The 26,983-nt window shown below is 42.0% G+C and carries 27 protein-coding genes; 26 read left to right on the top strand and 1 reads right to left on the bottom strand.

All coding sequences use genetic code 11. The features are described from left to right. Positions 1 to 4: 4 nt before the first annotated feature. The 23 genes from SporoP37_RS07295 (at position 5) to SporoP37_RS07190 (ending at position 25,052) form a co-directional block, all read left to right on the top strand. Positions 5 to 388, top strand: coding sequence for a MaoC/PaaZ C-terminal domain-containing protein (locus tag SporoP37_RS07295; RefSeq protein WP_081243040.1), 384 nt, complete (start codon positions 5 to 7; stop codon positions 386 to 388). Positions 389 to 655: 267 nt separating this feature from the next. Then, positions 656 to 1,723, top strand: coding sequence for a TRAP transporter substrate-binding protein DctP (gene dctP, locus SporoP37_RS07290; protein WP_158233621.1), 1,068 nt, complete (start codon positions 656 to 658; stop codon positions 1,721 to 1,723). A gap of 47 nt (positions 1,724 to 1,770) precedes the next feature. Further along, positions 1,771 to 2,541 (top strand): 2,4-dienoyl-CoA reductase, encoded by a 771-nt coding sequence (gene fadH, locus SporoP37_RS07285; RefSeq protein WP_085430635.1) that lies wholly within the window; start codon positions 1,771 to 1,773, stop codon positions 2,539 to 2,541. A 52-nt stretch (positions 2,542 to 2,593) separates the two neighbouring features. Further along, positions 2,594 to 3,838, top strand: coding sequence for a CaiB/BaiF CoA transferase family protein (locus tag SporoP37_RS07280; RefSeq protein ID WP_085430634.1), 1,245 nt, complete (start codon positions 2,594 to 2,596; stop codon positions 3,836 to 3,838). Positions 3,839 to 3,862: 24 nt separating this feature from the next. Beyond that, positions 3,863 to 4,792 (top strand): hydroxymethylglutaryl-CoA lyase, encoded by a 930-nt coding sequence (locus tag SporoP37_RS07275; protein WP_081243036.1) that lies wholly within the window; start codon positions 3,863 to 3,865, stop codon positions 4,790 to 4,792. A 33-nt stretch (positions 4,793 to 4,825) separates the two neighbouring features. Further along, complete coding sequence (locus SporoP37_RS07270) at positions 4,826 to 5,635, top strand: enoyl-CoA hydratase/isomerase family protein (protein ID WP_232329825.1); 810 nt, start codon at positions 4,826 to 4,828, stop codon at positions 5,633 to 5,635. A gap of 27 nt (positions 5,636 to 5,662) precedes the next feature. After that, on the top strand, positions 5,663 to 6,829 hold the full coding sequence (locus tag SporoP37_RS07265; protein ID WP_085430633.1) for an acyl-CoA dehydrogenase family protein: 1,167 nt from the start codon (positions 5,663 to 5,665) through the stop codon (positions 6,827 to 6,829). A gap of 57 nt (positions 6,830 to 6,886) precedes the next feature. Beyond that, a complete protein-coding gene (locus SporoP37_RS07260) occupies positions 6,887 to 8,278 on the top strand; it encodes an MmgE/PrpD family protein (RefSeq protein WP_081243034.1) in 1,392 nt (463 codons plus the stop codon). Beyond that, the gene (locus SporoP37_RS07255) at positions 8,265 to 8,762 is read left to right on the top strand and encodes a PaaI family thioesterase (protein ID WP_081243033.1); all 498 of its coding nucleotides are present in this window, start codon (positions 8,265 to 8,267) and stop codon (positions 8,760 to 8,762) included. The genes SporoP37_RS07260 and SporoP37_RS07255 overlap by 14 nt, the downstream gene beginning before the upstream one ends. A 764-nt stretch (positions 8,763 to 9,526) precedes the next feature. Then, positions 9,527 to 10,579, top strand: coding sequence for a TRAP transporter substrate-binding protein (gene dctP, locus SporoP37_RS07250; RefSeq protein ID WP_081243032.1), 1,053 nt, complete (start codon positions 9,527 to 9,529; stop codon positions 10,577 to 10,579). A gap of 151 nt (positions 10,580 to 10,730) precedes the next feature. Beyond that, on the top strand, positions 10,731 to 11,225 hold the full coding sequence (locus SporoP37_RS07245) for a TRAP transporter small permease (protein ID WP_081243031.1): 495 nt from the start codon (positions 10,731 to 10,733) through the stop codon (positions 11,223 to 11,225). A 53-nt stretch (positions 11,226 to 11,278) separates the two neighbouring features. After that, positions 11,279 to 12,556 carry a TRAP transporter large permease gene (locus SporoP37_RS07240; protein ID WP_085430632.1) on the top strand — a complete coding sequence of 426 codons (1,278 nt, stop codon included), beginning with the start codon at positions 11,279 to 11,281 and terminating at the stop codon, positions 12,554 to 12,556. An 84-nt stretch (positions 12,557 to 12,640) separates the two neighbouring features. After that, on the top strand, positions 12,641 to 13,750 hold the full coding sequence (locus SporoP37_RS07235) for a CaiB/BaiF CoA transferase family protein (protein ID WP_081243029.1): 1,110 nt from the start codon (positions 12,641 to 12,643) through the stop codon (positions 13,748 to 13,750). Positions 13,751 to 13,774: 24 nt separating this feature from the next. Further along, on the top strand, positions 13,775 to 14,557 hold the full coding sequence (locus SporoP37_RS07230) for a citryl-CoA lyase (protein WP_081243028.1): 783 nt from the start codon (positions 13,775 to 13,777) through the stop codon (positions 14,555 to 14,557). A gap of 71 nt (positions 14,558 to 14,628) precedes the next feature. After that, the gene (locus tag SporoP37_RS07225; protein WP_081243027.1) at positions 14,629 to 15,420 is read left to right on the top strand and encodes an IclR family transcriptional regulator; all 792 of its coding nucleotides are present in this window, start codon (positions 14,629 to 14,631) and stop codon (positions 15,418 to 15,420) included. Between the two features lie 32 nt (positions 15,421 to 15,452). After that, positions 15,453 to 16,226: an electron transfer flavoprotein subunit beta/FixA family protein gene (locus SporoP37_RS07220; protein ID WP_081243026.1), complete on the top strand. Its 774-nt coding sequence runs from the start codon at positions 15,453 to 15,455 to the stop codon at positions 16,224 to 16,226. A 50-nt stretch (positions 16,227 to 16,276) separates the two neighbouring features. Continuing rightward, the gene (locus tag SporoP37_RS07215) at positions 16,277 to 17,254 is read left to right on the top strand and encodes an electron transfer flavoprotein subunit alpha/FixB family protein (protein WP_085430631.1); all 978 of its coding nucleotides are present in this window, start codon (positions 16,277 to 16,279) and stop codon (positions 17,252 to 17,254) included. A gap of 221 nt (positions 17,255 to 17,475) precedes the next feature. Next, the gene (locus SporoP37_RS07210; protein WP_085430630.1) at positions 17,476 to 19,041 is read left to right on the top strand and encodes a long-chain-fatty-acid--CoA ligase; all 1,566 of its coding nucleotides are present in this window, start codon (positions 17,476 to 17,478) and stop codon (positions 19,039 to 19,041) included. Positions 19,042 to 19,174: 133 nt separating this feature from the next. After that, positions 19,175 to 19,588: a PaaI family thioesterase gene (locus SporoP37_RS07205; RefSeq protein ID WP_081243021.1), complete on the top strand. Its 414-nt coding sequence runs from the start codon at positions 19,175 to 19,177 to the stop codon at positions 19,586 to 19,588. 57 nt (positions 19,589 to 19,645) lie between these two features. Next, on the top strand, positions 19,646 to 21,244 hold the full coding sequence (locus tag SporoP37_RS07200) for a long-chain-fatty-acid--CoA ligase (RefSeq protein ID WP_085430629.1): 1,599 nt from the start codon (positions 19,646 to 19,648) through the stop codon (positions 21,242 to 21,244). 84 nt (positions 21,245 to 21,328) lie between these two features. Further along, positions 21,329 to 22,516 carry a lipid-transfer protein gene (locus tag SporoP37_RS07195; RefSeq protein ID WP_085430628.1) on the top strand — a complete coding sequence of 396 codons (1,188 nt, stop codon included), beginning with the start codon at positions 21,329 to 21,331 and terminating at the stop codon, positions 22,514 to 22,516. 51 nt (positions 22,517 to 22,567) lie between these two features. Then, entirely contained in the window at positions 22,568 to 22,762 is a 195-nt protein-coding gene (locus SporoP37_RS16910; RefSeq protein ID WP_143565466.1) for an amidohydrolase family protein, read from the top strand. A gap of 139 nt (positions 22,763 to 22,901) precedes the next feature. Further along, positions 22,902 to 25,052, top strand: coding sequence for a heterodisulfide reductase-related iron-sulfur binding cluster (locus SporoP37_RS07190; protein WP_085430627.1), 2,151 nt, complete (start codon positions 22,902 to 22,904; stop codon positions 25,050 to 25,052). Here SporoP37_RS07190 and SporoP37_RS07185 read toward each other — a convergent pair. Then, on the bottom strand, positions 25,038 to 25,241 hold the full coding sequence (locus SporoP37_RS07185) for a hypothetical protein (RefSeq protein ID WP_081243017.1): 204 nt from the start codon (positions 25,239 to 25,241) through the stop codon (positions 25,038 to 25,040). The genes SporoP37_RS07190 and SporoP37_RS07185 overlap by 15 nt on opposite strands. A 92-nt stretch (positions 25,242 to 25,333) precedes the next feature. Here SporoP37_RS07185 and SporoP37_RS07180 point away from each other — a divergent pair, with 92 nt between their 5' ends. From SporoP37_RS07180 to SporoP37_RS07170, 3 genes are all read left to right on the top strand, one after another. Continuing rightward, entirely contained in the window at positions 25,334 to 25,639 is a 306-nt protein-coding gene (locus tag SporoP37_RS07180) for a toast rack family protein (protein WP_198160057.1), read from the top strand. Between the two features lie 27 nt (positions 25,640 to 25,666). Next, positions 25,667 to 26,026: a LiaF domain-containing protein gene (locus tag SporoP37_RS07175; RefSeq protein WP_099662750.1), complete on the top strand. Its 360-nt coding sequence runs from the start codon at positions 25,667 to 25,669 to the stop codon at positions 26,024 to 26,026. A 285-nt stretch (positions 26,027 to 26,311) separates the two neighbouring features. Continuing rightward, entirely contained in the window at positions 26,312 to 26,968 is a 657-nt protein-coding gene (locus SporoP37_RS07170; protein ID WP_081243015.1) for a GntR family transcriptional regulator, read from the top strand. The last annotated feature ends 15 nt before the right edge of the window (positions 26,969 to 26,983 follow it).

Below are 26,983 nucleotides of genomic sequence, written 5' to 3'. Positions count from 1 at the left end.
AACGATGAACATTGGCTATCAATTTGCAACACTTGAAAAAGAGGAAATCACACATACCCAAATCGTTCGCTATGCAGGAGCGTCGGGAGATTTCAACCCAATTCACACTGTCGTTCCTTTTGCTCAAAAAGCCGGAATGGATGACGTAATTGCACACGGATTAATGGTTATGGGCTTTATCGGTCAGGCAATTGGTGACTGGGTGCCGGTAAAAGATCTGGCTAAATTTGGCGTGCGGTTCAAAGCTATAACAAAACCGGGAGAAAAGATTAATGTTACCGGCAGCGTTCTGGATGAAACAGAAGATCGCTGGATTTGTGAAGCTAAGGCAAGTAACGAAGCCGGAGAAGTCAAAGTTCAGGCCAAGTTTGAAGTTCGCAAGAAATAATCAGTCGGTGGAATCGGTTGTGGCCCAAAAAGGTTGACAGGACCTTTTTGGGAACAAACCATTCCGAGGATTATCTTTATTCAGCAGAAGCCCCCCTTTTTACAATAGATATAAAAGCGGCGTCCCGGAATGGTCTTTGTTGTAAGAGCAACAAAGTCAATAACTCCTTGGAACTGCTTACTCTTCTGCTGAATGAAGATAACCCTCAACATGACAGTCAGCGTAACCGTGCAGTATACCGCTTCACAAATAAAGGAGGAGAAAGTAATGATGAAAAATATGTTTAAACCTTTGGTATTATCTGCAGTGTTGCTCACAGCAGCAGGGTGCGGAAATTCGGATGGGCTGAAAAATGAAACGGGAAGTGCAGATGATGCATCAGCCAAACCAATCACATTAAAGCTAGCGGCATCGCAGCCAGTAACACACACTTTACACGATGGAGTTTTTGTTCCGTTTATGGAAAAGGTAACGGAATTAACCGACGGGCAAGTTGAATTTGATTTTTATCCCTCCGAGCAATTGGGGAAAGCTGGTGATCTGTATGACTTAACCAGTAATGGTGTAACGGATATGAGCTTTATAGTCTCAACTTATACCCCGAGCCTAATGCCGATAACCGGCAGTTTACTGGGTATCCCAGGCTTGTACGATAACTCTTATGAGGGAACGAAGGCTTTACATATGCTGAATAAAGATAGTGCGGTATTGGAATCTGATTTCTTGAATAATGGTGTTAGACCGCTAGTGAGCAGCGCGCTTCTTCCGAATGAGTTTTGGACAAAAGGCAAAGAAATTGTATTACCGAAGGACATTAAAGGGATAAAGGCCAGAGTAACTGGTGATGCCCTAAATAAATCAATTTCTGCCCTGGAAGGCACACCAATCAATTTGACTGCCTCAGAATTCTACGAGGCTTTTGATAGAGGAGTATACGACTCACTCGTCTTGAATGCTACTTCTATGAATGACTATGGTTTTTCAGAACTGGCCAAGTATGGAACGGACGGCATTTCCTTTGGCGGACTGGCTACTGGGCTGATCATTAATGAAAACGTATATCAAAAATTACCTGAAGATATAAAAGAGATCTTTTTGCAAGTTGGAGATGAAGTGACTGAAGATTACGCGAAGTTTCTGGACGAAGAAAATGATGCGGTGAAAGAAGAACTGAGAGCAGCAGGAATAACTGTAAGAGAATTAACTTCTGAGGAAGCTGAACAATGGAAGCAATTTTATAGTGAAATGGAAGCAGCGTTAATAAGCGAACATACAGAAGCTAATTACAGTGAAATAGTGAATAAATTTAAAGAAGAAGTTAAAAAGCATAAATAATATCTTTGTTCATGTCGCTGATCTGAAAAAAGAGGGGGATTGTTTCCGTGAAAGGTAAAACGGTAATTGTGACAGGCGGCAGCAGCGGTCTGGGTAAAGCAATGGCGTTCAAGTTTGCAAAAGAAGGTGCAAATGTTGTCATCACCGGCAGAAATGCGGAGCGATTGAATGAAGCAAAAGAAGAAATTCAGCAATCGGGAGGATCCGTCTTTCCGTTTCAAATGGACGTCAGGGAGACAGCTCATGTAGAGGAAATGGTTCGCAAAACAACAGAAAATTTTGGCCAGATTGACTTTCTGGTGAATAACGCCGCAGGTAACTTTGTCTGTCAGGCCGAAGATCTATCGTACAACGGCTGGAGATCGGTCATTGATATTGTTTTGAACGGGACTTGGTACTGCTCGCAGGCGGTCGGAAAAGAATGGATTGCGACAGGCCAAAAAGGAAGCATTCTTAACATTATAGCCACCTATGCGTGGGGAGCAGGACCGAGAATGATCCATTCAGCATCTGCTAAAGCCGGTGTGCTGGCGATGACTAGAACGCTTGCCGTGGAATGGGGCAGCAGATACGGGATTAGAGTAAATGGCATTGCGCCTGGCCCGATTGGTGATACAGAGGGTGTTTCCCGGCTGATCGAAAATCAGAACGTGGCAGACAGCGCTATGAACGCCATCCCGCTGAAGCGCTTCGGCACGAAAGAAGAAATTGCGGATTTGGCCGAATTCTTATTAAGCGAGAAATCAGCGTTCATTAACGGAGAATGTATAACGATTGACGGCGGCAAGTGGTTGAATAATGAACAGTATAAACTGTGAGTAAAGTATCTAGTACCATCAGTAACTGCATAGCTGAATGGAGGAAGATTTCATGAGCAGACCATTAGAAGGTATGAAAGTAATCGATATTACTTCAAATATATCAGGCCCCAGCCTGACGATGATACTGGGCGATCTGGGCGCAGAAGTCATTAAAATTGAAAGACCGGTGAGCGGCGACGATTCACGGAATATGGGTCCGATGTGGGAAGGTGAAGGCGTCTACTATCTTCAGATAAATCGTAACAAGCGATCTATTATTATTGATTTGAAAACAGATGAAGGCCGGGAACTGGTAAAAGATTTAGTTAAAGAGGCTGATGTTTTTGTAGAAAACTTCCGGCTGGGTAAAACCGAAGATATGGGGCTCAGCTACGAAGATTTGCAGTCTATTAACCCGGAAATAATTTACTGTTCTTTAACAGCCTATGGACAAACAGGCCCGGACAGTCATAAACCGGGTTATGATGCAATCGTTCAAGCGGGAACAGGCATTATGAGCATCAATGGACCTGCCGGGGGAGAACCTGCGAGAGCCGCAGTATCTATTTTGGATCAGGGAAGCGCTATGTGGGGAGTTATAGGAATATTATCCGCATTGCTTCACAGAAACAAAACAGGTGTTGGCCAGAAAGTGGAAACTTCTTTGTTTGAGACGGGTGTTTTCTGGACGAACTATCATTTGATGTCCTATATGGCTGACGGCCGGGAACCGGTTAAATTAGGTGCAGGGCATGCGGCTTTCGCTCCGTATGGTGCATTTAGAACAGCTACATCAGAGATTATGATAGGTATTTCCAATGAATCTCTATTTAAAAAATTATGTATAGTTCTCGGTAAAGAAGAGTGGGCAAGTGATCCAAGATTCAGTTCCAATAAAAATAGATTGGAAAATCGAGAGGAATTATCGAGAGAGATTGAAAGTGTTCTCGTTAAGAAAGATGCGGATTTCTGGATGAAGAAAATTGATGAAGCTGGTGTTCCAAGTTCAATTATACAGAAAATCTCACACATGGTTGATCATCCGCAAACTCAAAGCACCGGGATGCTGCAGCCGGTCGATCACCCATTAATCGATAATATGAGATTAATTCGATTGCCGATCAGTTTATCGGAGACGCCGATTGAAATCAAAAAGGCACCGCCGTTATTAGGTGAAGATACTAGGACAATTTTAAAAGACAGCGGGCTGTCTGAAGATAAGATTGACGAACTTATTGCAAAAGGTATTGTTCATAATATTGACCAAGAACTGGCGAAGAAAATGAAAAATGCAAGCGCGATAGAGGTTGAGTGAAATAATCATGTAGGGGGGCCAGGTATGATGGAACTTCCAAAAACGGTCAGAATAAATGAAGTAGTCTTGCGTGACGGACTGCAGCTTGAGAAAAAAATCATAAGTGTGGAAGAAAAAAATCGCTTATTTACAAAATTACAAAGTGCCGGTATAAAATCGTTTGAATTTGGTTCATTTGTTCATCCAAAAAGGGTGCCGCAGATGGCGAACAGCGGTGAACTGTTCACGAACATTGCGGATGGGGACAATTCGACAGACTTAATCGCGTTAGTGCCGAATTTAAAAGGCGCTGAAATCGCAAAGAGCTTTGGTGTGAAACAAGTCAATTTTGTATTCTCAGCGAGTGATACACATAATCAGCAAAACGTACAAAGCACTACGCTGGAATCGTTAGAAGAACTAAAACTCATCGATAAATTTTGTGCATCGAATAACTTATTGCTCGACGTTACAATTGCCACTACGTTCGGGTGCCCGTTTGAAGGAGATATTCCAATTGAACGGATCCTGACAATCTTGGAAAGTGTATCTGAATGTCAGACGAATCATTTAACATTGGCGGATACGACCGGAATGGCCAATCCGAAACAAGTCAGTGACGTGCTGCGTGAAGTATTCGCTGCGCATCCTGACCTGGACGTGAACTTGCACTTCCATAATACAAGGGGAATGGGATTAGCTAATATTTTAGCAGCGGTCCAATCCGGAGTAACCAGTTTTGATACGGCGCTTGGCGGACTGGGCGGATGTCCTTTCGCACCGGGTGCAACAGGCAATGTTTGCACGGAGGACGTTGTTCATATGCTGCATAGCATGAATATCGAAACAGCGATTGATTTAGATCAGCTGCTGGAAGCATCCAAGCTGTTGGAGGAAGTGATCGGACACCCGAATTCCAGCTATATTTTAAAAGCAGGACCTTATAATAGAAGATACTCAATTCCTGCAGTGTAAAGATGACCGCAATTTAAAAGGAGTGATTGAAAAATGGTTCAAACGAAAATGGTTGATTGGAAAACGATCGTATTGGATGAATCCCATGCGGAAGAATTCGTTTATATTATTACACTAAACCGGCCTGATGCGATGAATTCACTAAATACATTGATGGCCGAAGAGTTAATAGAATGTGTCACAATGCTTAAAGAGAAAGATGACGTCAGAGCATTAATTATTACAGGCAGCGGAACGAGATGTTTCTGTCCCGGAGCCGACTTAAAAGAGCGCAAAACTATGGATAATGTTCAATGGAAGCGTCAGCATGATATTTTTGAAGATGCATATGAGCTGATCAGAACATTCCCGTACCCTGTCATTGCCGCGGTTAACGGCTATGCATTAGGCGGCGGAATGGAAATGATTTTAAGCTGTGATCTTCGATATGTAGCTGAGCATGCGAAGATGGGTCTGCCTGAAGCGAAGCTGGGCATTATTCCTGGGGTTGGCGGAACGCAGCTGCTGCCAAGATCTGTCCCGGTGGCGATTGCAAAAGAACTTTTATTTACCGGCAAGCAGCTGGATGCTCAAAAAGCGCTTGAAATAGGTTTGGCTAATGATGTCTTTTCGATGGAAGAGTTACTGGAGAAGACGATTGAGACAGCTAAAACGATTGCCAAAAACGCGCCATTATCTCTTCAGTCAATAAAGAAGGCTGTGGATACAGGGCTGCAGACAGATATTAATACAGCATTATCAATTGAGCTCGATCAATATTACAAATGTGCATTTTCTGAAGACCGTCTCGAAGGTGTCTATGCGTTTAATGAAAAAAGAGATCCTGTTTGGACAGGAAAATAAATACTAAACATTTGGAGGAATCATCATATGGTAAAAGTTAAAAGTACAAACGACGAAATTGAACTGATCAGAAAAAGTGTGCGGACGTTATGCAGCAAGTTTCCGGAAGATTACTGGGCGAAACTTGATAAAAATAATGACTACCCAAGTGAATTTATTCAAGCATTGACAGATGAAGGCTGGCTGTCCGTGCTAATCCCGGAAGAATACGGCGGTGCTGGTCTGGGCATGGTGGAAGCCAGTGCAATTCTCGAGGAAATTAACAGATCAGGCGGAAATGCCGGAGCGGGGCATGCGCAAATGTATACGATGGGTGCGCTGCTGAGTCATGGAAGCGAAGAACAGAAACAGCGGTACTTGCCTAAAATTGCAACAGGTGAATTGCGTCTGCAGGCATTCGGCATAACTGAGCCGACAGCAGGAAGCGATACGACCAGCATCACTACAACTGCTGTTCGCAAAGGTGACAAGTATATCGTCAACGGTCAGAAGATTTGGATATCAAGATCTAAATATTCGGATTTAATGCTGTTATTGGCAAGAACCACGCCGAAAGATCAGGTGACAAAGAAGACTGATGGATTAAGCCTGTTCATATTAGACATGAACGATCAGAAAGACAATATTACTATTCGTGACATCGATACGATGATTAACCATGCGACAACAGAGATTTTCCTTGAAAATGTAGAGATTCCTGCAGAAAACCTGATTGGTGTAGAAGGCAAAGGATTCGTCTACGTGCTAAGCGGCATGAATGCTGAACGTATTTTGATCGCATCAGAGAGTATTGGTGACGGGTATTACTTCATCGATAAAGCCGTACAATACGCGAATGAAAGAGTTGTGTTTGATCGTCCTATCGGAAAAAACCAGGGAATCCAATTTCCAATTGCACAATCTTACATGGATGTCGAAGCAGCAAAACTTATGCGGGATAAGGCTGCAGAAATGTTTGATTCAGGAGAAAAAGGCGGTGCAGAGGCAAATATGGCGAAGTACTTGGCCTCAAATGCAGCATGGAAAGCGGCTAATGCTGCAATGGACACATACGGCGGCTATGGTTTTGCAGCGGAATACCATATTGAAAGAAAGTTCAGAGAGGCGCGGTTGTTCATGATTGCACCGATCTCTAATAACTTAGTAGTCAGCTTCGTGGCGCAGCACGTACTTGGGCTTCCAAGGTCCTTCTGATTATCTGTACCTATTGAATGAAGTATTATTCCAGAACGAATGAAAAGAGGGATATCAATGAGTTTAAGTGAAAAGTTAGCAAAGTATTCTTCTTCGCTTACCTATGAAGACTTGCCGGAAGACGTAGTTGCGTTTGCCAAGTTATGTATACTGGATTATTTCGGTTCTGCGCTGGCAGGAGTGAATAAACCGCCTGTTCAAATGATCAGTGACACGGTCAATGTGATGGGCGGGAACCCGCAGGCGACGCTCCTGACGGGAGGAAAGTCTTCTGTGATGAATGCTGCTTTAGTAAATGGAGCAGCGAGTCATATCGTCGAACTGGATGACATTCATAAATCATCGATTATTCATGCGGCTACTGTTGTTGTTCCTGCAGCATTGGCGGTTGCAGAATGGAAAGAATTAAGCGGAAAAGATCTAATTCTTTCTGTTGTGCTAGGATATGAAGTTTGCTTTAGAGTGGGAGAAGCCGTATCGCCATCCCATTATTACTACTGGCACAATACTGCGACTTGCGGGACTTTCGGTTCTGCGGCCGCAGTAGCCAAGCTTCTTCAATTAGATGATGAGGCTTATGTGAATGCACTTGGAAACGCGGGCAGTCAAGCGGCAGGTCTTTGGGAGTTTATTGAAGATGGAGCTATGACCAAGCAGCTGCATCCGGGCAAAGCTGCGATGAATGGCTTGCTGGCCAGTGTACTTGCAGAAAAAGGCTTTACGGGTGCTAAGAAGATCCTGGAAGGAAAACGAGGCTTCTTCAACGCAATGAGCGATGAGTATGATTCGGAAAAAATCACGCTGAATCTTGGCAAAGAACATAAAATAGTCGAAAATTCATTTAAAATCCACGCATCTTGCCGCCATACTCACGCTGCTATTGATATGGCGATTGAAATATTTAAGGAAAATGAGTTTTCAGTTGAAGATATTTCAAAAGTGGAAGTCGGCGCATATAAATCCACAATGGATATTACGGATAATAATAATCCGAAAACCCAATACGAATCAAAATTCAGCATTCAGTATTGTACAGCCTTGGCATTAGTTAAAGGAAGTGCAAACTTGAATGATTTCAATGAAGATGATTTATGGAATCCGGAAATTAGGGAAGTCATGGGTAAAGTAGAGGCAGTTCTGGATCCGGAAGTGGATAAAGATTACCCGGTGAAATGGGGAGCCAAAGTAAAACTGCACCTGAAAAATGGCGAAGTGTTTGAGAAACAATCCTATTATCCAAAAGGTGATCCCGAAAATCCTGTCAGCACGGAAGATCTGCAGCGTAAATTCTGTAATTTGGCTACGCCTTTATCAGAAGACAAAAGTAAGTCATTCTCTGAAGTTCTTCTATCCTTGGAGAGTGTTGCCAATGTATCTGATATGATGTCAGATCTGAGTAACTCTATCGGTGTTCCATCTGAAGGATACGTTGTGAATGAAGGAAGATAATGTTCAGGCGGCTAAAGATTTAATACAAAAGAAACTGGATGCTTTTTCTCCCAAGGAATTGAAGGAAATAAATTATATTCTTTCAACGTATGCGAAAACTGCTGAAGCGAGCGCTGGCGGGGAAGTTCCGATGCACTTTTTTGGACGCCTTGCCGGACTCACGCGCTTAGATGCATATAGGGTTGAAATGGATTTGGGTTTACACAATGTAAATACGTATGGGGTTGCTCAGGGCGGCGCGGTGTTCACTTTAGCAGATGTGGCGATTGGATTCCTGCTCTTAGAAGAGCTGCCGGAAGGTCAAAAAGTTTTTACATTGGAACTAAAAATAAATTTCATCAAAAAAGGTAAAGGTGTCCGTCTCATAGCCACCCCAAAGATAATTAGTGCGGGTAAAACAATTGTTGTAGCAGAGTGTAATGTGGAAGATGAATTTGGGGTTATTGTTGCGAAAGCGTTAGGGACATTTTTCTTGAGCCGATAGAGTGCATGAATGATAAGTGAATCATCCAACTTAAGATCATCTTCTGCCAGTCGTCTTCCTGTTTCCTCAATTGAAATAGGGGAGACGACTTTATTGTAAATGTTTCTCAGAGAGTCTAAAGAAATTTCTAACATAAAGTAACGAGAAGTCATTCATAATCATACCATCCGTTCCATTATATAACGTGGCTGCCAAGTTTATTGGGACAGCGAATCCGATATACCCAAATGGTAGTTAATAGGGAAATATAATTTAGGGAATGGTGAACGCAAGCATAATTAGATAAGTGAAGTAATCAGATGAACCTCCACGGCAACGATCTGCCAGCTGAAGTACTGCTGCCTTTAAATTATACTAAAATACCATAAAAACATACTATTATTAATATTCCGATTATTATTGACAATACATTATTTTGCATGTAAAATTAAAATAATATTAATTATCAACGTTTTGGTAGTTTCGTTTTAAATAATCAGTAATATTTTTTCCTTGGTGAAAATATCATTAATTATTGGACAGCAGACAAGCAACATCCAAACGAATCATCATGCAGCTGCTTATAAGCAGTTATCGGATACTGTCGAATAAGTATTTTTAATTGCTCTCTGTCAGTTTGGAGTGCTGGTAGCAGCCTTCAAATGTAAACGTTTACACACAGTTTGTTTTCAAAGACTTGAAATCTGACCAGACAGACGTAAACATACGATCCAGAAGATTTATCTGCTTTGACTTACCAAATAAGAATTATAGGAGATGAGACAATGAACAAGAAATTTATTACGGCAATACTCGCTTCTTTTTTATTACTTGTTTTAACGGCATGCGGGAATTCGGCTGAAAGCAGCGATGATGCTGCGAAAAAAGACAAAGTCACATTGAAATTTGCTACCGCGCAGTCTGATACACATTCTTTAACATCTGAAGTGTTTAAACCAATGATGGAAGAAATCACGGAGCGTACAGACGGGCAGGTCGAATTTGACTTTTATCCTGCTGAACAATTAGGAAAGGCCGCAGATCTGTATGATTTAACAAGTGATGGCGTTGCAGATATATCATTCTATATTTCTACTTACTATCCTGACAAAATGCCGATCACCAGTTCACTAATAGGAATTCCAGGTTTGTATTCTACGAGCTATGAAGGGTCAGTAACATATCATGAAATTGCCCAGAAAGATCCTGTATTACAATCTGATTTCATTAAAAATGGTGTTAGACCAATCTTAACTTATAATGCACCGGCTGGCGAGTTATGGACGAGAGGGAAAGAAGTATTCGTACCGGAAGATGTAAAAGGCATGAAAATCAGAACGACAGGCGAAGTGTTAAATAAAGCAACAGTGGCTCTTGATGCGACACCGGTAAATATTACACTGTCAGAAATGTATGAGGCGTTTGATAGAGGTGTTTACGACGGGATTAACTTAAATGCCCAATCGTTAAATGACCATGGTATGGGTGAATTGGTTAAGTACGGTACAAAGGGTGTTAATTTCGGAGGTTCCGGAACAGGTCTTATTATTAACGAGAATGTCTTCCAGAGTCTTTCTGAAGACGTTCAAAAAGTAATTTTGGAAGTAGGGGAAAAGTATACAAAGAGTAATGCTGAAAGAACGGACGAATACGTTGAAAGTATTTTCAAAGAGTACAAAGATAAGGGAATTGTTATACATGAAATAACTGAAGATGAGAAAGCAAAATGGTCCAAGTTCTTTGAAAGCGTTGAACAGGATTGGTTAAAAGAAAAAGATAATCCTGAATTTGAGGAAACGCTAAAAGCATTTAAAGAGAAGTCGAAAGAAAATAAGTAAAATGTCAGTCATGCTTAAACGGTTTGTTCACGGGCACTCCGTTTAAGCAAAGATTACAAAGCAAATACAGCCCTGCTATCATCATCCAACTGCTTCATGTGAATCTTTTTGCACGGTAACGATACAAATCTTTTAGACAGGGGGGTAAGTTATGACGTTTTTAAGTAATCTGCTAACGAGATTGGATAAATTAATTACTTATGTATCCGCAGCTACCATTTTCATCATGATGATGTGGATTGTAATGGATGTTGTATTACGATCTGTTTTCAATTCCCCCATCACAGGAACTATTGAAATTACAGGTGAATACTTGCTGCTGATCATTGTATATCTGTCAATCAGTTATGCCTATAAAGAAGGAAGCCACGTTTCTGTAGACTTCATAGTTGAGAAGTTTCCAAAACCATTACGCAGTGTGTTAAAAGTTATTACTAATCTATTGGCCATCACAACATTTTCGTTGCTGGGATATGCAAATTATCTGAAAGGAATGGATTATTTTGCAAATGATGTGCGCACAACTAGCTTACTTCATTATCCATTGGCTCCCGCTTTACTAATTATTTCAATAGGGGTCTTCTTGCTTGTCATAAACTTACTTCTGGAATCTATAGCGATTATTAGAGGAAAGGTTGAGGTGTAAGAAGATCAGCCAGCACGCAGTTAGATTAAACAAGTTGAAAAAGAGGTGATTAAATGGTTTTAGGAATATTGATATTGGTATTAATCATCCTTTTACTTACGGGAATGCCAATCGCATTTGTATTGCTGACGATAGGATCGGCAGGAATTATTACTCTACAAGGATTCGATACATTACAGGGAATTTTGGCAACCACTGCTTATCGAAGTGTCAATAGTTTCGTATACAGCGCGATACCTTTGTTTGTATTAATGGCCCATTTTATCTCTAAAAGTAAAATAGCAGATGAGTTGTTTGACAGTGTTATCAAGTGGGTTGGCCATGTTCCTGGCGGGGCCGGGATTGCCACAGTGTTGGCGAGTGCGGGATTTGGAACGTTGTCAGGTTCCAGTGTAGCTGCGACAGCAGCAATGTCCCAAATTGCTATTCCGCAAATGATGAAGGCGAATTATTCCGATTCCTTTTCAGCTGGTCTAGTAGCGACATCCACCGGTGTATTGGCAGCAATGATTCCTCCGAGTGTACCGCTCATTCTGTATGGTATTCAAACGGAAAACTCGATTGGTAAATTGCTCGTTGCAGGTATTTTGCCCGGTTTGCTGATCGCATTTCTTTTATGCTTGTTCATCGTAGTTATATCTTTCAAAAATAAAAGTAAAACACCCAGGGCTGCCTGGAAAGAACGGTTTGTTTCCTTAAAGAATATCTGGCCGATGGTTATATTAGTCATCTTCGTCCTCTATGTTATCTATTCGGGGACAGGGACAGCTACCGAAGCAGCAGCTTTTGGAGCGTTTGGTGCACTTGTCATTGGATTGGTTATGAAAAGGCTGAATTTCCAACTGATTTTTGAAGCCCTTATGCACACGACAAAACAAACGACCATGATATTTACAATTATTATAGGTGCCCATGTCTTTTCTTATTATATAGCAATGACCAGGATCGGAAATACGATGGTTACTGCGATTGAAGATAGCGGTTTCCCGACTTGGGGAATTCTGCTGCTGATAATTATCCTTTATCTGATCATGGGAATGTTTATGGATTTGATTGGTACTATGTTGCTGACAATCCCGCTAGTTTATCCGCTAATTGTCGGTTTAGGTTATGATCCGATTTGGTTTGGAATAGTACTTGTGCTGTTATTGGAGATTGGTCTGGTGACGCCGCCGGTAGGTATTAACTTGTTCATTACAAGTGAGCAGTCAGGTATTTCTACCGGAAAGGTATTAGGCGGTGCTGTTCCGTTTATCGGTGTACTATTAGTTGCTTTGCTCGTCATCATATTATTCCCGCAGATTGCTTTGTACTTGCCGTCGCTTATGTAAATGCCCGGCGAATGGAAGAAAGACATTTAGCTCAAGTAAGATACACGATAATTGATAACTGTGTCAGAAGTGGAGGGTGTCTGGATGTTAGAAGGAATAAAAGTTATTGACTTTACGCAATACTTGCCGGGGCCGCATGCGACATTACGGCTGGCGGATATGGGAGCCGAAGTTATTAAAGTGGAATCCCCTGCTGGTGATCCGGCACGTTATCCTGCTGAAAAAGACGGTGGAGATAAATATCTCTTCCGCGCCCAAAACAGAAATAAAGAGAGTATCACACTTAATTTGAAAGAGGCTGCTGATCAGCAGATTGCCAAGGATTTAATAGCAGATGCCGATGTAGTAATTGAAGGCTTCCGGCCGGGAGTTACCAGCCGCTTAGGAATCAGCTATGAAGAAGTTATCACGTGTAAACCTGACATTGTCTACTGTTCATTAACCGGATACGGACAGGTGAGCCCGTTAAGTCATCTGGGGAGCCATGATATAAACTATATGGCCCTAAGCGGTGTGCTGTCTCAATTTAAGGACCGTGAAAAGAGACCTGTTCAGCCCACTACCACAATGGCGGATTTAGTAGGCGCAATGGCAGCGAGTGAGTCAATCGTTGCCGCACTCTTAAAAAGAGAACGGACAGGAAACGGGTCTTATATTGATTTAGCAATAGCAGATGTAATGGTTACCTTGATGACCAATCATGTGTTGATCGAATCAGCCACCGGAGAACAGCATGGGATGCCGAGATTAAATGGTGCTCATGTGTGCTATACCCTTTATGAAACTAAAGACGGCAGGTTTATCAGTCTGGCCGCACTGGAACCGAAGTTTTGGGAGAACTTCTGCCTGGCGGTAGAGAAAGAGTCGTGGCTTGGGTCCAGTTTTACCCCGCCGTCAAAAGAAAATCCCGTGTATCAAGAGATGGTGTCATTATTTCTCAGCCGGGATTTTGAAGAATGGATTCATTTATCCCAAACAGTAGATTGCTGTATTACGCCAGTGTTAGAGGCAGGAGAATTAGCAGACTATCCATATTATAAAGCAAGAAATTTAATTCAAACACAGGATGGATTAAATCATGTTGCGACTCGGTATTATCCGGATCAGTCTGAAACTATACAATATAAACCATCACCAAAGCACGGCAATCATCAGAATGGCTTGTTGCAGGAATTGAAAAGTAGTTTAAAATAAAAAATAGGAATAGAGGGAATTACTATGAAATTTGAAACTAAGGTTGGTTATTCAGAAACAGATAAAGTATTTGTTCATGGGCATAATCTGGTAGATGATCTAATTGGAGAAATCACATTAGCGGATATGGCGTTCTTGGGTGCAAAACACAGAAAGCCAAATGCAAACGAATCAAAAATGTTAAATGCACTTATGGTTGCTGTTTGTGAACATGGTTTTACACCAAGCTCGATCTCTACACGTTTAACTTACCTGGGTGCTCCGGAAGCAGTGCAGGCTGCAGTTGCTGCCGGACTTTTAGGAGCAGGTTCAGTTTATCTTGGAGCAATGGAACAAGTTGCAGAAATGCTTCAGGATGGAATGGAAAGAGCCGGCAACGATAAAAGTCCAAAGGAACTGGCAACGTGGATTTTAGATGACCGTGCTGAAAGAGGTATTCAATTGCCTGGATTTGGTCATCCTATTCACCGGCCGGTAGATCCAAGAACAGTGAAATTATTTGAACTGGCTAAGGAACTTGGTTTCTATAAAAAGAACTCTGAAACAATTAACGAAATCAGTTTGCAGTTTAATGAAAGAAAAGGAAAATCTATTACGCTGAATGCCGTAGGTGCGATTGGAGCGATCATGGCGGATATGGAATTTGATTACCGCGTGATGAAATCCTTTGCGGTTGCAGCAAGAGCCGTAGGATTAGTGGCACATATTGTAGAAGAGATTGAGGTAGGCAGAAAAGATAGCGTAGGACAAAAAATATTTGATTATATCGAAACTAATGCAGATTATAAAGTGGGTGTTGAAAAATAAGTTTTACAATCCAATGTTGCATTAGGAGGATTATACAATCCTTGTTGTAATCTGATTAAGGGGTAATAAATATGAAAAACTTGGAAAAACCGGCTAGAAAGTATTCTGTACCTGCTGTAAACACGGCTTTTAGAATCATCACATTATTAAGCAGGAAAAAGTATCAAAAGAGTACACTTACCCAAATTGCTAATGCATTGGATTTAAATCCGACGACGTGTTTCAGGATATTGCAGGAGCTCCAAGAACAGTCCATCGTAAAATATGATGAACAATCTAAGCGCTATATACTGGGTCCTTACCTGGTGGTATTGGGTGAGCGGGCAAAAGAGTTCCAATATGACTTGTCCATCATTGACCCTTATCTTGAAAAAATCACTAGAGAAACCGGACTGACTTCTCTATTGGTTTCCAAGGTCCGGAGTGACAGAACGGCAATAGTGTCTAAAGTTGAGGATGAGAATTTCGGCGTAAAGATATCTGTAGGACGTCATTTCGATTTACTGGACGGGGCATACGGAAAATGTATTATGGCTTATGCCAATGAGGCAGATGCCGAGTACTACTTCAATTCCAACGAACGGATAATCAACACTTCGCCAGAAGACTTTCAGGCATTAAAAAATGAACTGATTGAAGTGAAGAAAAATGGGTTCGCGATATCATATGATGAAACAATAAGAGGGATCTTCGGGGTCGCGGCTCCGATAATGAATTTCAACAATCAGGTGGATCTTTCTATCGCGGTAGTCGGAATGTGTGCCCAATATAAAGTAGATGAACTCCAGCCAATAGTAGATGTAATAACGGAGTACTCTAAAAAAATCACGCTTGAAATAAACAAAAGATATAAAGAAATGTAAGTCAGGAACAGATTGACCAACGGAGGGATAAAATGAATATTTACGTACTGGTGAAGAGGACATTTGACACGGAAGAAAGAATTGCGATTAAGAACGGTGAAATTGCAGAAGACGGTGCAGAATTTATTATTAATCCTTACGATGAATATGCCATTGAAGAAGCGATCGAGGTGCGTGATGCTAACGGCGGCGAAGTGACAGTAGTCACAATTGGCGGCGAGGATTCAGAAAAGCAGCTTCGGACAGCGCTGGCAATGGGTGCAGACAAAGCGGTACTCATTAACACGGAAGACGATTTGGATGAATCAGATGAATTTACAGCTGCCAAGATTATCGCTGAATACTTGAAAGATAAAGATGCAGATCTGATTTTAGCAGGTAACGTGGCAATTGACGGCGGTTCAGGACAGATCGGGCCCCGTGTTGCAGAGTTATTGAATATAAACTATGTGACAACTATTACAGATTTGGAAATCGATGGTTCAGCCGTTAAAATTGTGCGTGATGTTGAAGGGGATTCAGAGAAAATTGAAACAACACTTCCGCTTCTGGTAACCGCGCAACAGGGGCTGAATGAACCGCGATACCCATCGCTTCCGGGAATTATGAAAGCGAAAAAGAAACCGCTTGAAGAGCTGGAATTAGATGACTTGGATTTGGAAGAAGATGATGTAGAAGCTAAGACAGAAACGATTGAAGTTTTTCTGCCTGCAGCCAAAGCGGCTGGACGTATACTTGAAGGCGAGCTTGCCGATCAAGTAAGTGAGCTTGCAGATCTATTACGCAATGAAGCAAAAGTAATTTAATTGAATAAGAAGTAATCACAATAGATTACTCTTTACTGGAGGGACTATAAATGACGAAAAAAGTGTTAGTACTTGGAGAAGTGCGGGAAGGTGCACTTCGTAATGTTTCATTTGAAGTAATAGCGGCGGCGAAAAAGATTTCCGGCGGCGGAGAGGTAGTTGCGGTTCTTCTGGGGGAGAACGTGCAATCATTTACAGAAGAAATGATTCACTATGGCGCGGACCGTGTAGTAACGGTAGAACATGCTAATTTACAGCAATATACTTCAGACGGGTTTTCACAAGGGTTTATGGCGGTTTATGAACAAGAAAGCCCTGAAGCAATTGTTTTTGGACATACAGCATTGGGGAAAGACTTATCTCCTAAGATTGCAAGTAAACTGGCAAGCGGACTCATTTCGGACGTAACTTCTATTGAAGGAGAAGGCGATGAGGCAGTATTCATTCGACCGATTTATTCAGGTAAAGCATTTGAGAAAGTGAGAAATAAGGACAGTTTATTATTTATTACGATCCGCCCGAACAATATCGCCCCGCTTGAACACGACAGCAGCCGTTCAGGTGAAGTCTCTTCTGTTGAAGTCGACGTAACTAACCTGCGTACAATTATTGCTGACGTCGTTCGTAAATCGACAGAAGGCGTGGATATGTCTGAAGCGAAAGTAGTCGTGGCAGGCGGGCGCGGTGTGAAGAGTGCGGAAGGTTTCAATCCCTTGAAAGAACTAGCTGATCTATTGGGCGGTGCAGTCGGTGCGTCCCGTGGTGCATGTGATGCGGACTACTGTGACTACTCATTGCAAATTGGGCAAACAGGTAAAGTCATCACGCCTGATTTGTATATCGGTGTAGGTATTTCCGGCGCTATTCAGCATATGGCAGGTATGTCGAACTCGAAAATTATTGTCGCAATTAATAAAGATCCGGAAGCTGAGATTTTCAAAGTAGCTGACTATGGCATTGTTGGAGATTTATTTGAAGTGGTGCCATTGATGATCGAAGAATTTAAGAAAGCAAAAGTCGGCGCGTAAGAGAAACTGATTGTTTATAAGCTATGTAAACAAAGCCGTCTATGCCGATCTTTTCAAAGTCGCATAGACGGCTTTGTCATGGTCTATTATATGTTAAGCGCATGGGCCTCCGCGTTGAAGAACGGACACCCTTCGTTTGAAATGGTATCAGTTTTATCCAGATGGAAGGCGCAGCGCTCTAATTCAAGACAATCATTAGTTAATAGAAAGGGGAGAATCAAATGATCATCACAAAATCTCTGATGTATAATGCGAAACATATTCCCGAACGATTGGCTATTTTAGATGAAGGATACAGCTGTACTTACGGCGAGCTGGCAAGCAGAACTGCGCAGTTAAAAGAAGCCCTAAAAGGTCTGGGTGTCTCTAAGGGAGATAAGGTCGGCATTTTTCTGTTGAACACCTTTCGATACGTCGAGCTGATTTACGCGATTACCGCGATAGGCGCCATTGCGGTCCCGTTAAATACGAGACTGTCGCGACGCGAGCTTGCGTACATAGTGGAAGATTCCGGAATGGGCGTCTTGTTTTTCCATCCCGAATACCTCGAACATATACCAGAGCTGGAACAGGCCGCAAAAAGTCAGCTGAAATCGATCATCGTCTCCGATGACGAAACACATGGCTATGCAAGTTACGAGGAACTCATTGCGGGCGAAAGCGCATCAGTGCTGACGTACGATGAGATCAGTGAAGATGATATCGCGTGTATTTTCTACACAGGCGGTACGACAGGCCCTGCCACGGGTGTGATGTTATCGCACCGAAATCAAGTCAGCAATTATTATCATACAACCACAAAGTTCAACTATAACGAATGGACAAATTACCTGCATGCGGCCCCGATGTTCCATTTGGCGGACTGCGGAAAAACGATTGGCGTGACGTGGGGCGGCGGAACACACAGCTTTTTGAAAACGTTTACAGTGAAAGGGTTCCTCGAAGCCGTCCAAACCTACAGACCGACTGTCATTTCACTCGTTCCCACCATGATCAATATGGTAATGAATGATCCAGATTTTACACAGTATGATGTGAGCAGTATTCAAAAGATAAACTATGGCTCTTCTGCCATGTCCCCAGACTTATTTAAAAAAGTGAGGGCTGCGTTTCCCGGTGTAGCGTTTTATCAGTCTTACGGCATGACAGAAGCGTCGCCAGTGTTAACGATCTTGGAACCTGAAGACCATGTGGTGAGCGAAGATGCAAAAGCGCAAAGACGTTTATCGTCGGTCGGCAAAGGTATACCTGGCGTGGAAGTTCGTGTGGTAGATGACGAAGGGGCTGACGTCGCGGTCGGGGAAATTGGAGAAGTGATTGCCCGTGGCCCGAATATCATGAGAGGGTACTGGAATGCGCCGGAGAAAACGGCGAATACTATTAAAGCCGGCTGGTATCATTCCGGTGATATGGCAATGATAGATGAAGATCACTATATATATATCGTAGACCGCAAGAAAGATATGATTATTACAGGCGGCGAGAATGTCTATTCCATTGAAGTGGAAAATGTCTTATCCAGTCATCCGGCTGTGCTCGAAGCAGCAGTGATTGGTATTCCCGATTCCAAATGGGGCGAAGCAATCAAGGCAGTCGTTGTAGTCAGAGATACGCACGAACTGACGGAAGCAGAGATGATCGAATACAGCAAACCGCTGCTGGCTAATTACAAAGTTCCTAAATCCGTAGACTTTATGGAAGCGCTGCCAAAGAACGGAGCCGGGAAGATTCTGAAAAGAGAACTGCGTGAAAAGTATTGGAAAGACTGCAAGTTGAACGTTAACTGATGATAAAGAAACGTAATGAGTAAGGAAAATAGCATAGTACTGACAGATAAAGAGCGGCTGTGTGATATCAGATGCATACCATTGTGTGAGCGTTTATTCTCACAGTCAAGAAGCCTGACAAGGAGGGAAAACGATGAGTACTGCGATGAAGCTTGTAGAAGTAAAAGATGAATTTATCCAAAGTCCTTATGTACAGCATTTAGGAATTCAAATAACAAAATTTGAAGAGGGTGATGTGCAGGCGAAATTAGATGTGCATGACAGTCTGCTCAATTTCGTAGGGACAGTAAATGGGGGTGTGATCGCCTCTGTGCATGATATTATCCAAAGTATGCAGCTCCGTTCTGTTATTAAAAAGAGGTGTGTGACCATCAATTTAAATATAAACTATATAGCTCCCATTATGACAGAAACAATATATGCCGAGGCCAGGATCACTTCAAAAACCTACAAAACCGCCTTTATGGAAGGTGTCATAAAAGATGCTGACGGAAATATTATATCAACAGCTGCAGGCGTTTTTAAGATCATACACGAAAAGAATTAGTCTCGCTAATTGCACACGAAGTTCATTTAATCAATTTACGTAAAGGGGACAAAAGTTATGGAGAAGATATGGCATGAAATTTATTCGGATGACATCCCAAGAGAGCTAAAGTTACCCGAGATGACCATTTACGAGATGCTGCAAAAATCTGCAAAAGAATTCCCAGAGCACAAATCGTTTATATATAACGATATTCACTTGTCTTACAGAGATTTAAAAAACAGTTGCGATAAATTGGCTGCGGCATTATACAGCAAAGGTTTCAGAAAAGGTGACCGCATTGCAGTGATGCTGCCAAATCGTATGGAATATATAGTAGCCTATTTTGCGATCCAGCGGCTGGGCTGTATTATGGTTCAAGTTAATGTAATGTACCAGGCTTCAGAATTGCATCCGATTTTAAGTGATTCGCAGGCTTCAGGCATGATTTGTGAAAATGTTCAAAAGGAAAAAATTGATGCGCTGGGACTGGGTGATCAGTTAGTTTGGATCATCGTAGACAACGAACAAACGGAAGAGAGTAGCTTCGCTCGCTTGCTGGAAGAACAGCATGGTCCGCTTCCCGACGTAGAAATAAACCCTAAAGAAGACGTGGCGGTATTGCAATACACAGGAGGAACCACCGGCAAATCTAAAGGCGCTATGCTGACACATTATAATATTGTCAGTAATGCCTATCAAAATATCGTGTTTAATTGTTTGGAAAGAAATAAAGAAATCATTCTTGGAAATTCCCCGTTATTCCACATCATGGGTTTGAGTTATATAAATATAACTGTGTTTTCCGCAGGTACCTTTATTATCGTTGATAGATTTAAAGTAGAAAAAGTGTTGAATTTAATAAAAGAACATAAACCGACGATTTTCGTAGGCGCACCTACGATGTACGTAGCTTTATTGCAATATGAAAATCTGACAAAAGATGATTTGAAGAGCTTAAGAATATGTTCTTGCGGAACATCTCCGCTGCCGAATGAAGTGATCAGTAAATTCGAAGAACTGTCGGGAACAAAAATTATCGAAGGATATGGCCTAACAGAGGCTATCGTGACCCATAGAAATCCTGTTTCTGATAAGCGGAAAGCCGGAAGTGTAGGGGTTCCGCTGCCGAACACCGACTGTAAAATCGTAGATGCTGAAACCGGAACGGAAGAGATGGAAGTTGGGCAATCGGGTGAGATCCTTATTAAAGGGCCACAAGTCATGAAAGGGTATTGGAATAATCAAGTAGAAACAAATTTGTCCATTCGCAATGGCTGGCTGTACACAGGTGATATCGGATACATGGATGAAGATGGCCGTTTTTATATAGCAGGCCGGAAGAAAGAGCTAATCATTGCAAGCGGATACAATATTTATCCGATAGAAGTAGAAGAGGTCCTGTACGAACACCCGGCAGTTATGGAGGTTTGTGTTTATGGCATTCCCGATTCATATAGGGGAGAAACTGTAAAAGCAACTATTGTTTTAAGGAAAGGCATGACTTGCACTGAAGAAGAACTGAAAGAATGGTGTTCTGATAAATTAGCCACTTATAAAGTGCCGAGATTTTATGAGTTTAGAGATGAATTGCCAAAAACTGCAGTCGGGAAAATCTTGAGACGCAAGCTGGTTGAAGATCACAGTAATGAAAAAAAGGAATCAAGTCTGTATTAATTACCGTGTAATCATAGGAATACAGAATGATTCGTGTAATATGCTGGAGTTTCCAGACTAAACGGCGGAAAAGAGGAATTTCTAATGAAAAGAAAAATTAAAGTAATTGGTGCGGATATGGTTAAGTTTGTTAAACCTGGTAAGCAGGAGCCTTATGAAATTATGGCATCTAAAGCTATCCGGGGTGCAATAAAAGACGCTGGAATCGACTTTGAAGAAATTGAAAGCGCTTTTGCAAGTTACAGTTACGGGGACAGCACATCAGGACAAACAGCTCTTTATAAAGTTGGAATGACAGGTATTCCCGTATTCAACGTGAATAATAACTGTTCATCAGGATCAACAGCATTATATTTAGCACGGCAGGCAGTAGAAAACGGGGTGGTTGAATGCGCACTGGCCTTCGGTTTTGAAGAGATGCAGCCGGGAGCACTAGGAACCGTTTATGGAGATAAAACATCACCTATTCAATCATTTGTAGACCGTTTAGAAGAATTACATCCCGGTGTTTCGCCGGATGCCCCACGAGCTGCCAGATTATTTGGTGCTGGAGGAAATGAATATATAGAAAAGTACGGTGCGAACCCTGATATATTCGCAAAAGTGGCCGTCAAAACACGGAGTCATGCAATTCACAATCCATACTCCATGTTTGATAAGCCTTTGACTGTGGAAGAAGTCCAAAATTCGCCGATGATTTTCGAACCGTATTTGACGCGTTACTGTGCATGTCCGCCGTCATGCGGTGCTGCAGCAGTCATAGTGTGCAGCGAAGAGTTTGCCCAGAAGCATGGACATAAGGACGCGGTTGAAATTATTGCTCAGTCAATGGCCACGGATAATGAGACGACATTTACTACTGGAGCTATGAACTTAGTTGGTCAGGATATGACACGAAGAGCTGCGAATGCAGTGTATGAGCAGGCAGGATTGGGAGCTGAAGAAGTAGATGTAGTGGAACTGCATGATTGCTTTACGCCGAATGAAGTAATCACATATGAAGGACTAGGTTTGTGCGGTGAAGGCGAAGCGGAAGCATTCATTAACAATAAAGATAATACGTATGGAGGGAAATATGTAGTTAATCCGTCGGGGGGACTGATGTCTAAAGGACACCCGATTGGAGCTACAGGTTTAGCGCAGTGCACTGAACTGGTTTGGCATTTGCGCGGAACAGCCGGAAAACGTCAAGTGGAAAATGCAAGAGTCGGATTACAGCATAACTTGGGTCTCGGCGGAGCTGTAGTAGTGACGATGTACCGTAAACCTTAATCACCCAGTTGTCTCATACAAACAGTCCATTCTGCAATAGGATAGAATCCTATTGCAGAAAATACGGGAAGTATAGAAATAGGAAAATATGCAGACTTTGCCGTACTGGATCAAGATCCGACCCGTATTGACCCAATGAAAATTAAAGATATATCAGTAATCTCTACATTTATTAACGGTAAGAATGTATATAAAAAAGACAGAGTTGAATGTAGCCGTTCAGGCGGGGTAAAGCATACCAATTAAGCTCTGAAATGGCCGCGTGCCATGTAGATTTGCTAATTAATGACAGTGATCGCTGAAAACAGTATGTTCTTTTGACTGAAACAGCAAGATGACATACTTTTATTCATCATTTATATAGATAAGAATAGGAGAGAGGACAATGGGGCCATTATTAATCGCCAACTGGATATTATTCATTGGGATTACTTTATATGCACTTTCGTTATTTACGTATTTAATTAAGACTCGGACTCAATTTGTCCGATTAGGCAGAAAAGAAGAATTCGATCATAATGTGAAGGAACGCCTTCAAAAGATCTGGGTCTATGTGTTCGGACAAAAGAAATTATTAAAAGATAAAAAAAGCGGTACAATTCATGTATTGTTTTTCTATGGCTTTCTGCTTGTGCAGTTTGGCGCGATAGATCTGATTTGGAAAGGGCTAAAACCAGGGTCTCACCTTCCGCTGGGATCTATATATAACGGTTTTACATTCTTTCAGGAAATTGTAGTATTTCTAATTCTGGTTGCAGTAGTCTGGGCATTTCACCGCCGATATATCGAGAAGCTCGTCAGGCTGAAAAGAGGGTGGAAATCAGGTCTTGTTCTCATCTTCATTGGCGGTCTGATGCTTTCGACAATTATGGCGAATGGGATGAATATGATTTGGCAAGGAAATCCTGCATCAGTGACAGAGCCAATGGCGTCGCTGGTCGCTACAGTGTTTGGATTTATGTCTCCAACTGCAGCTGCAGCCGTGTTTTTTGTTAACTGGTGGATTCATCTGCTTATTTTATTGACGTTCCTTGTCTATGTTCCGCAATCCAAACATGCTCACTTGATTGCCGGACCGGTAAATACGTATTTCCATCGGCTGGATCATGCGGGCAGACTAAAGCCGATTGATTTTGAAGCGATGGAGAATGCAGAAAGTGAAGAAGACATGCCTGCGCTCGGTGTAGGGAAAATTACTGATTTCAATCAATTACAGATGATTGACTTTTACGCTTGTGTAGAGTGCGGACGCTGTACGAATATGTGTCCTGCAGCAGGCACAGGGAAAATGCTGTCTCCCATGGACCTGATCACGAAGCTGCGCGATCACTTGACGGAAACAGGTGCTTTAGTGACAAAGCAAAAACCGTGGGTGCCTGCATTTGCGTTTACTAATTCCAAAGCTAATCAAATTGCTGTCGCGGCTGGCCTGGAAGGGGCTGTGGCGGAAGATATCTATAGCCCGTCACTGATTGGCGATGTGATTACGGAGGAAGAAATTTGGGCTTGTACTACTTGCAGAAACTGTGAAGATCAATGTCCAGTTATGAACGAGCACGTCGACAAAATAATCGATCTGCGCCGTCATCTTGTAATGACAGAAGGTAAGATGAACCCGGATGCAAAACGGGCGATGACAAACATAGAGCGTCAAGGCAATCCTTGGGGACTCAACCGAAAAGAGAAGGAAAAATGGAGAGAGGCACGTCCTGATCTTTATGTTCCTACAGTAAAGGAATTGAATAAAGCAGGAGAAGAGTTTGAATATCTGTTATGGGTAGGTTCAATGGGAGCTTTCGATAACCGCGCGCAAAAGATTATAGAATCATTCGTGCATCTTATGAACAAAGCTAACATCAAATTCGCTATCCTTGGAAATAAAGAAAAGAACTCCGGCGATACACCAAGACGTCTGGGGAACGAATTCTTGTTCCAGGAGTTGGCGGAAGCGAATATTAAAGAATTTGAAAAGGCCGGTATTACTAAAATCGTCACCGTTGATCCGCATGCCTATAATATCTTTAAAAATGAATATCCGGATTTTGGATTCCAGGCAGAAGTGATTCATCATACCGAAATGCTATATGACTTGGTGAAAGAAGGGGTCTTACAGCCAGTTCATCCAATTAATGAAACGATAACATTCCATGATTCATGTTACTTAGGGCGTTATAATGACGTGTATGACCCGCCGCGTGAGATCTTGAAGGCCATTCCAGGCGTAAATCTGGTTGAAATGAAGCGAAACCGTGAAAATGGAATGTGCTGTGGAGCAGGCGGAGGAATGATGTGGATGGAGGAAGATACAGGCCAGCGTGTAAACGTAGCAAGAACGGAGCAGGCACTTGAAGTAAATCCCGGTATCATCTCTTCTGGCTGTCCTTATTGTTTAACCATGATGTCTGATGGAACAAAGGCCATTGAAGTTGAAGATTCTGTCGGAACATATGATATAGCGGAGTTGCTTGAACGATCTATTTTTGGAGATGTTTCAGAACCTGAAGTTATGGAAGAAAAAGAATTAATTATGCAGTAAGCAGCAGTTAGAAAATTCCGATGCAGATAGTAAAATAAGCTGCTTCGTCACGAGAATCGGACGAAGCAGCTTATTTGTTGTCGTTACATAGCCAACTGTCAAATCGTTTCGGCCGTCATATTCTTTATCGAATGAAATAAATCCCGCGGGAACACCATATAGTGTATCGCTCAGACCTAAGACTGACATACAGTTCATTCATTGGATGGACTCAACTTTACTGAGTATCGTCTATGATAGTGTAAAGGGGTGCTTGCATGCGGAATATACTGATCATTATAATGGCTGCCGGGTTGTTAGGCGCAGTCGGATTTTGGGTGTATAACTGGGGGAGTGCAGATCGGGTTTCCGGCGCATTTTCGATTGAAAAGGACGGGGCAAAGTCACTGGATGTTGACATCCGCTTTGGCGCCGGCAATCTTCTGATTGAAGGCGGTGCGACGGAATGGGTGGATGGTGACATTGATACGAGTATAAAGAAGTGGTATCCAACCGTAACTTATAAGAATAAAAGAAATGTAGGCTATGTAGAAATTCAACAGAAAATGAAAGGACTTTCAGCGCTGCGGAAGAAACGAAATAACTGAAATCTTCAACTGACTAATGAAGTGCCTGTGAATCTTGACGTGGAAATAGGAGTATCCGATTCCGAGCTGAAGATGGCAGGAATTCTCTTAAAACATTTATCAGTGGATGCGGGTGTCGGTGATACAGCTATAGATCTTAGCGGGGAATGGAAAGAAAGCTTTGATGCAGACATCGACTTGGGAGTAGGCGACGCGAAAATTTATTTGCCGAAAGATACAGGAGTTAAAATATCCGTTTCAAAAGGGCTTGGCAGTATCGGAACGAAAGGTTTCATTTCCAAGGGGAAAGGTGTCTATGTGAATGAAGCGTACAATCATTCGGATACCGCTATTCATTTGAACGTCGATGTCGGCGTAGGCAGTGCAGATTTTTTGCTTGTTGAGTAGGGAAGAATTTAGCGGTGACTGACATAATTGCAAAACGTTGCACAAAACTTTATAGAGTGAAATAACTGCGTGAAGCCAATGTTCTTGCAACTTGGGTTCGCGCAGTTTTATTTTTGCGGTTATTATTGGGCTCGCCAGTTTTTTGCTGCCTGCTTTCTAGATGATAATTATATTCTAATAATTAAAAATAATTGTTTGCAAACTGAAAATGAAAAGCAGACTCTATAATCAAAACATGTACATTGTCGACAATCAGACAAAGAGTCGAGAGTAAGGAGTGATGGCATGAATAAAGATTTGTCGAAGTTTTCATTAAAGCATCGAATAGCACAAGAGATTCGGAATTTAATATACGAAGGAAAGCTAGTCCCGGGGGAGAAAATTACTGAGAATCGTTTAGCACAGGATTTAGGGGTCAGCCGGACTTCTGTCCGGGAGGCAATTTTGCTGCTGGAACTAGAAGGGCTTTTAATTTCGTCGCCTTATAAAGACACAAGGGTCGCCACGATCTCACAGGAGGAAGTGGTAGAACTTCTTCTCCCTATGCGTGTTCAAATTGAAACATATGCATTGAAAAAAGGGTTTGAAAATTGGGGAGAAAAATATAAAGAAACATTTAAAAGAATTGTAGAAGATATGAGGAAGGCTGCTAATTACGAGGATTTACTGACTTTTATCGAATTAGATATCCAGCTGCATGAATTAATTGTAACCGCTTCCGAAATGGAAAATGTAATCAGAGTTTGGGAAAGCATCGTGCACAGAATCCGTTTACATTTTGTTTATCAAAACAGCAAGTCAGGGACATTGGAAAAATGGCTGACAGAACATGAAGAACTGGTAGATATCCTGATTACAGCTGAAGATATAAATGTGGCAGCGGAGGCCTTACAAAAGCATATTATTGATACGAATATTCCTGATGTCTATTTGCTGAATTAAAGAAGAATAGGAGAA

Origin of the sequence: Sporosarcina sp. P37 (assembly GCF_002109365.1) — a bacterium.
Lineage (GTDB): Bacteria > Bacillota > Bacilli > Bacillales_A > Planococcaceae > Sporosarcina.
Note: the sequence above shows the minus strand (reverse complement) of the source record. Positions and strands in the feature narration are given on the sequence as shown.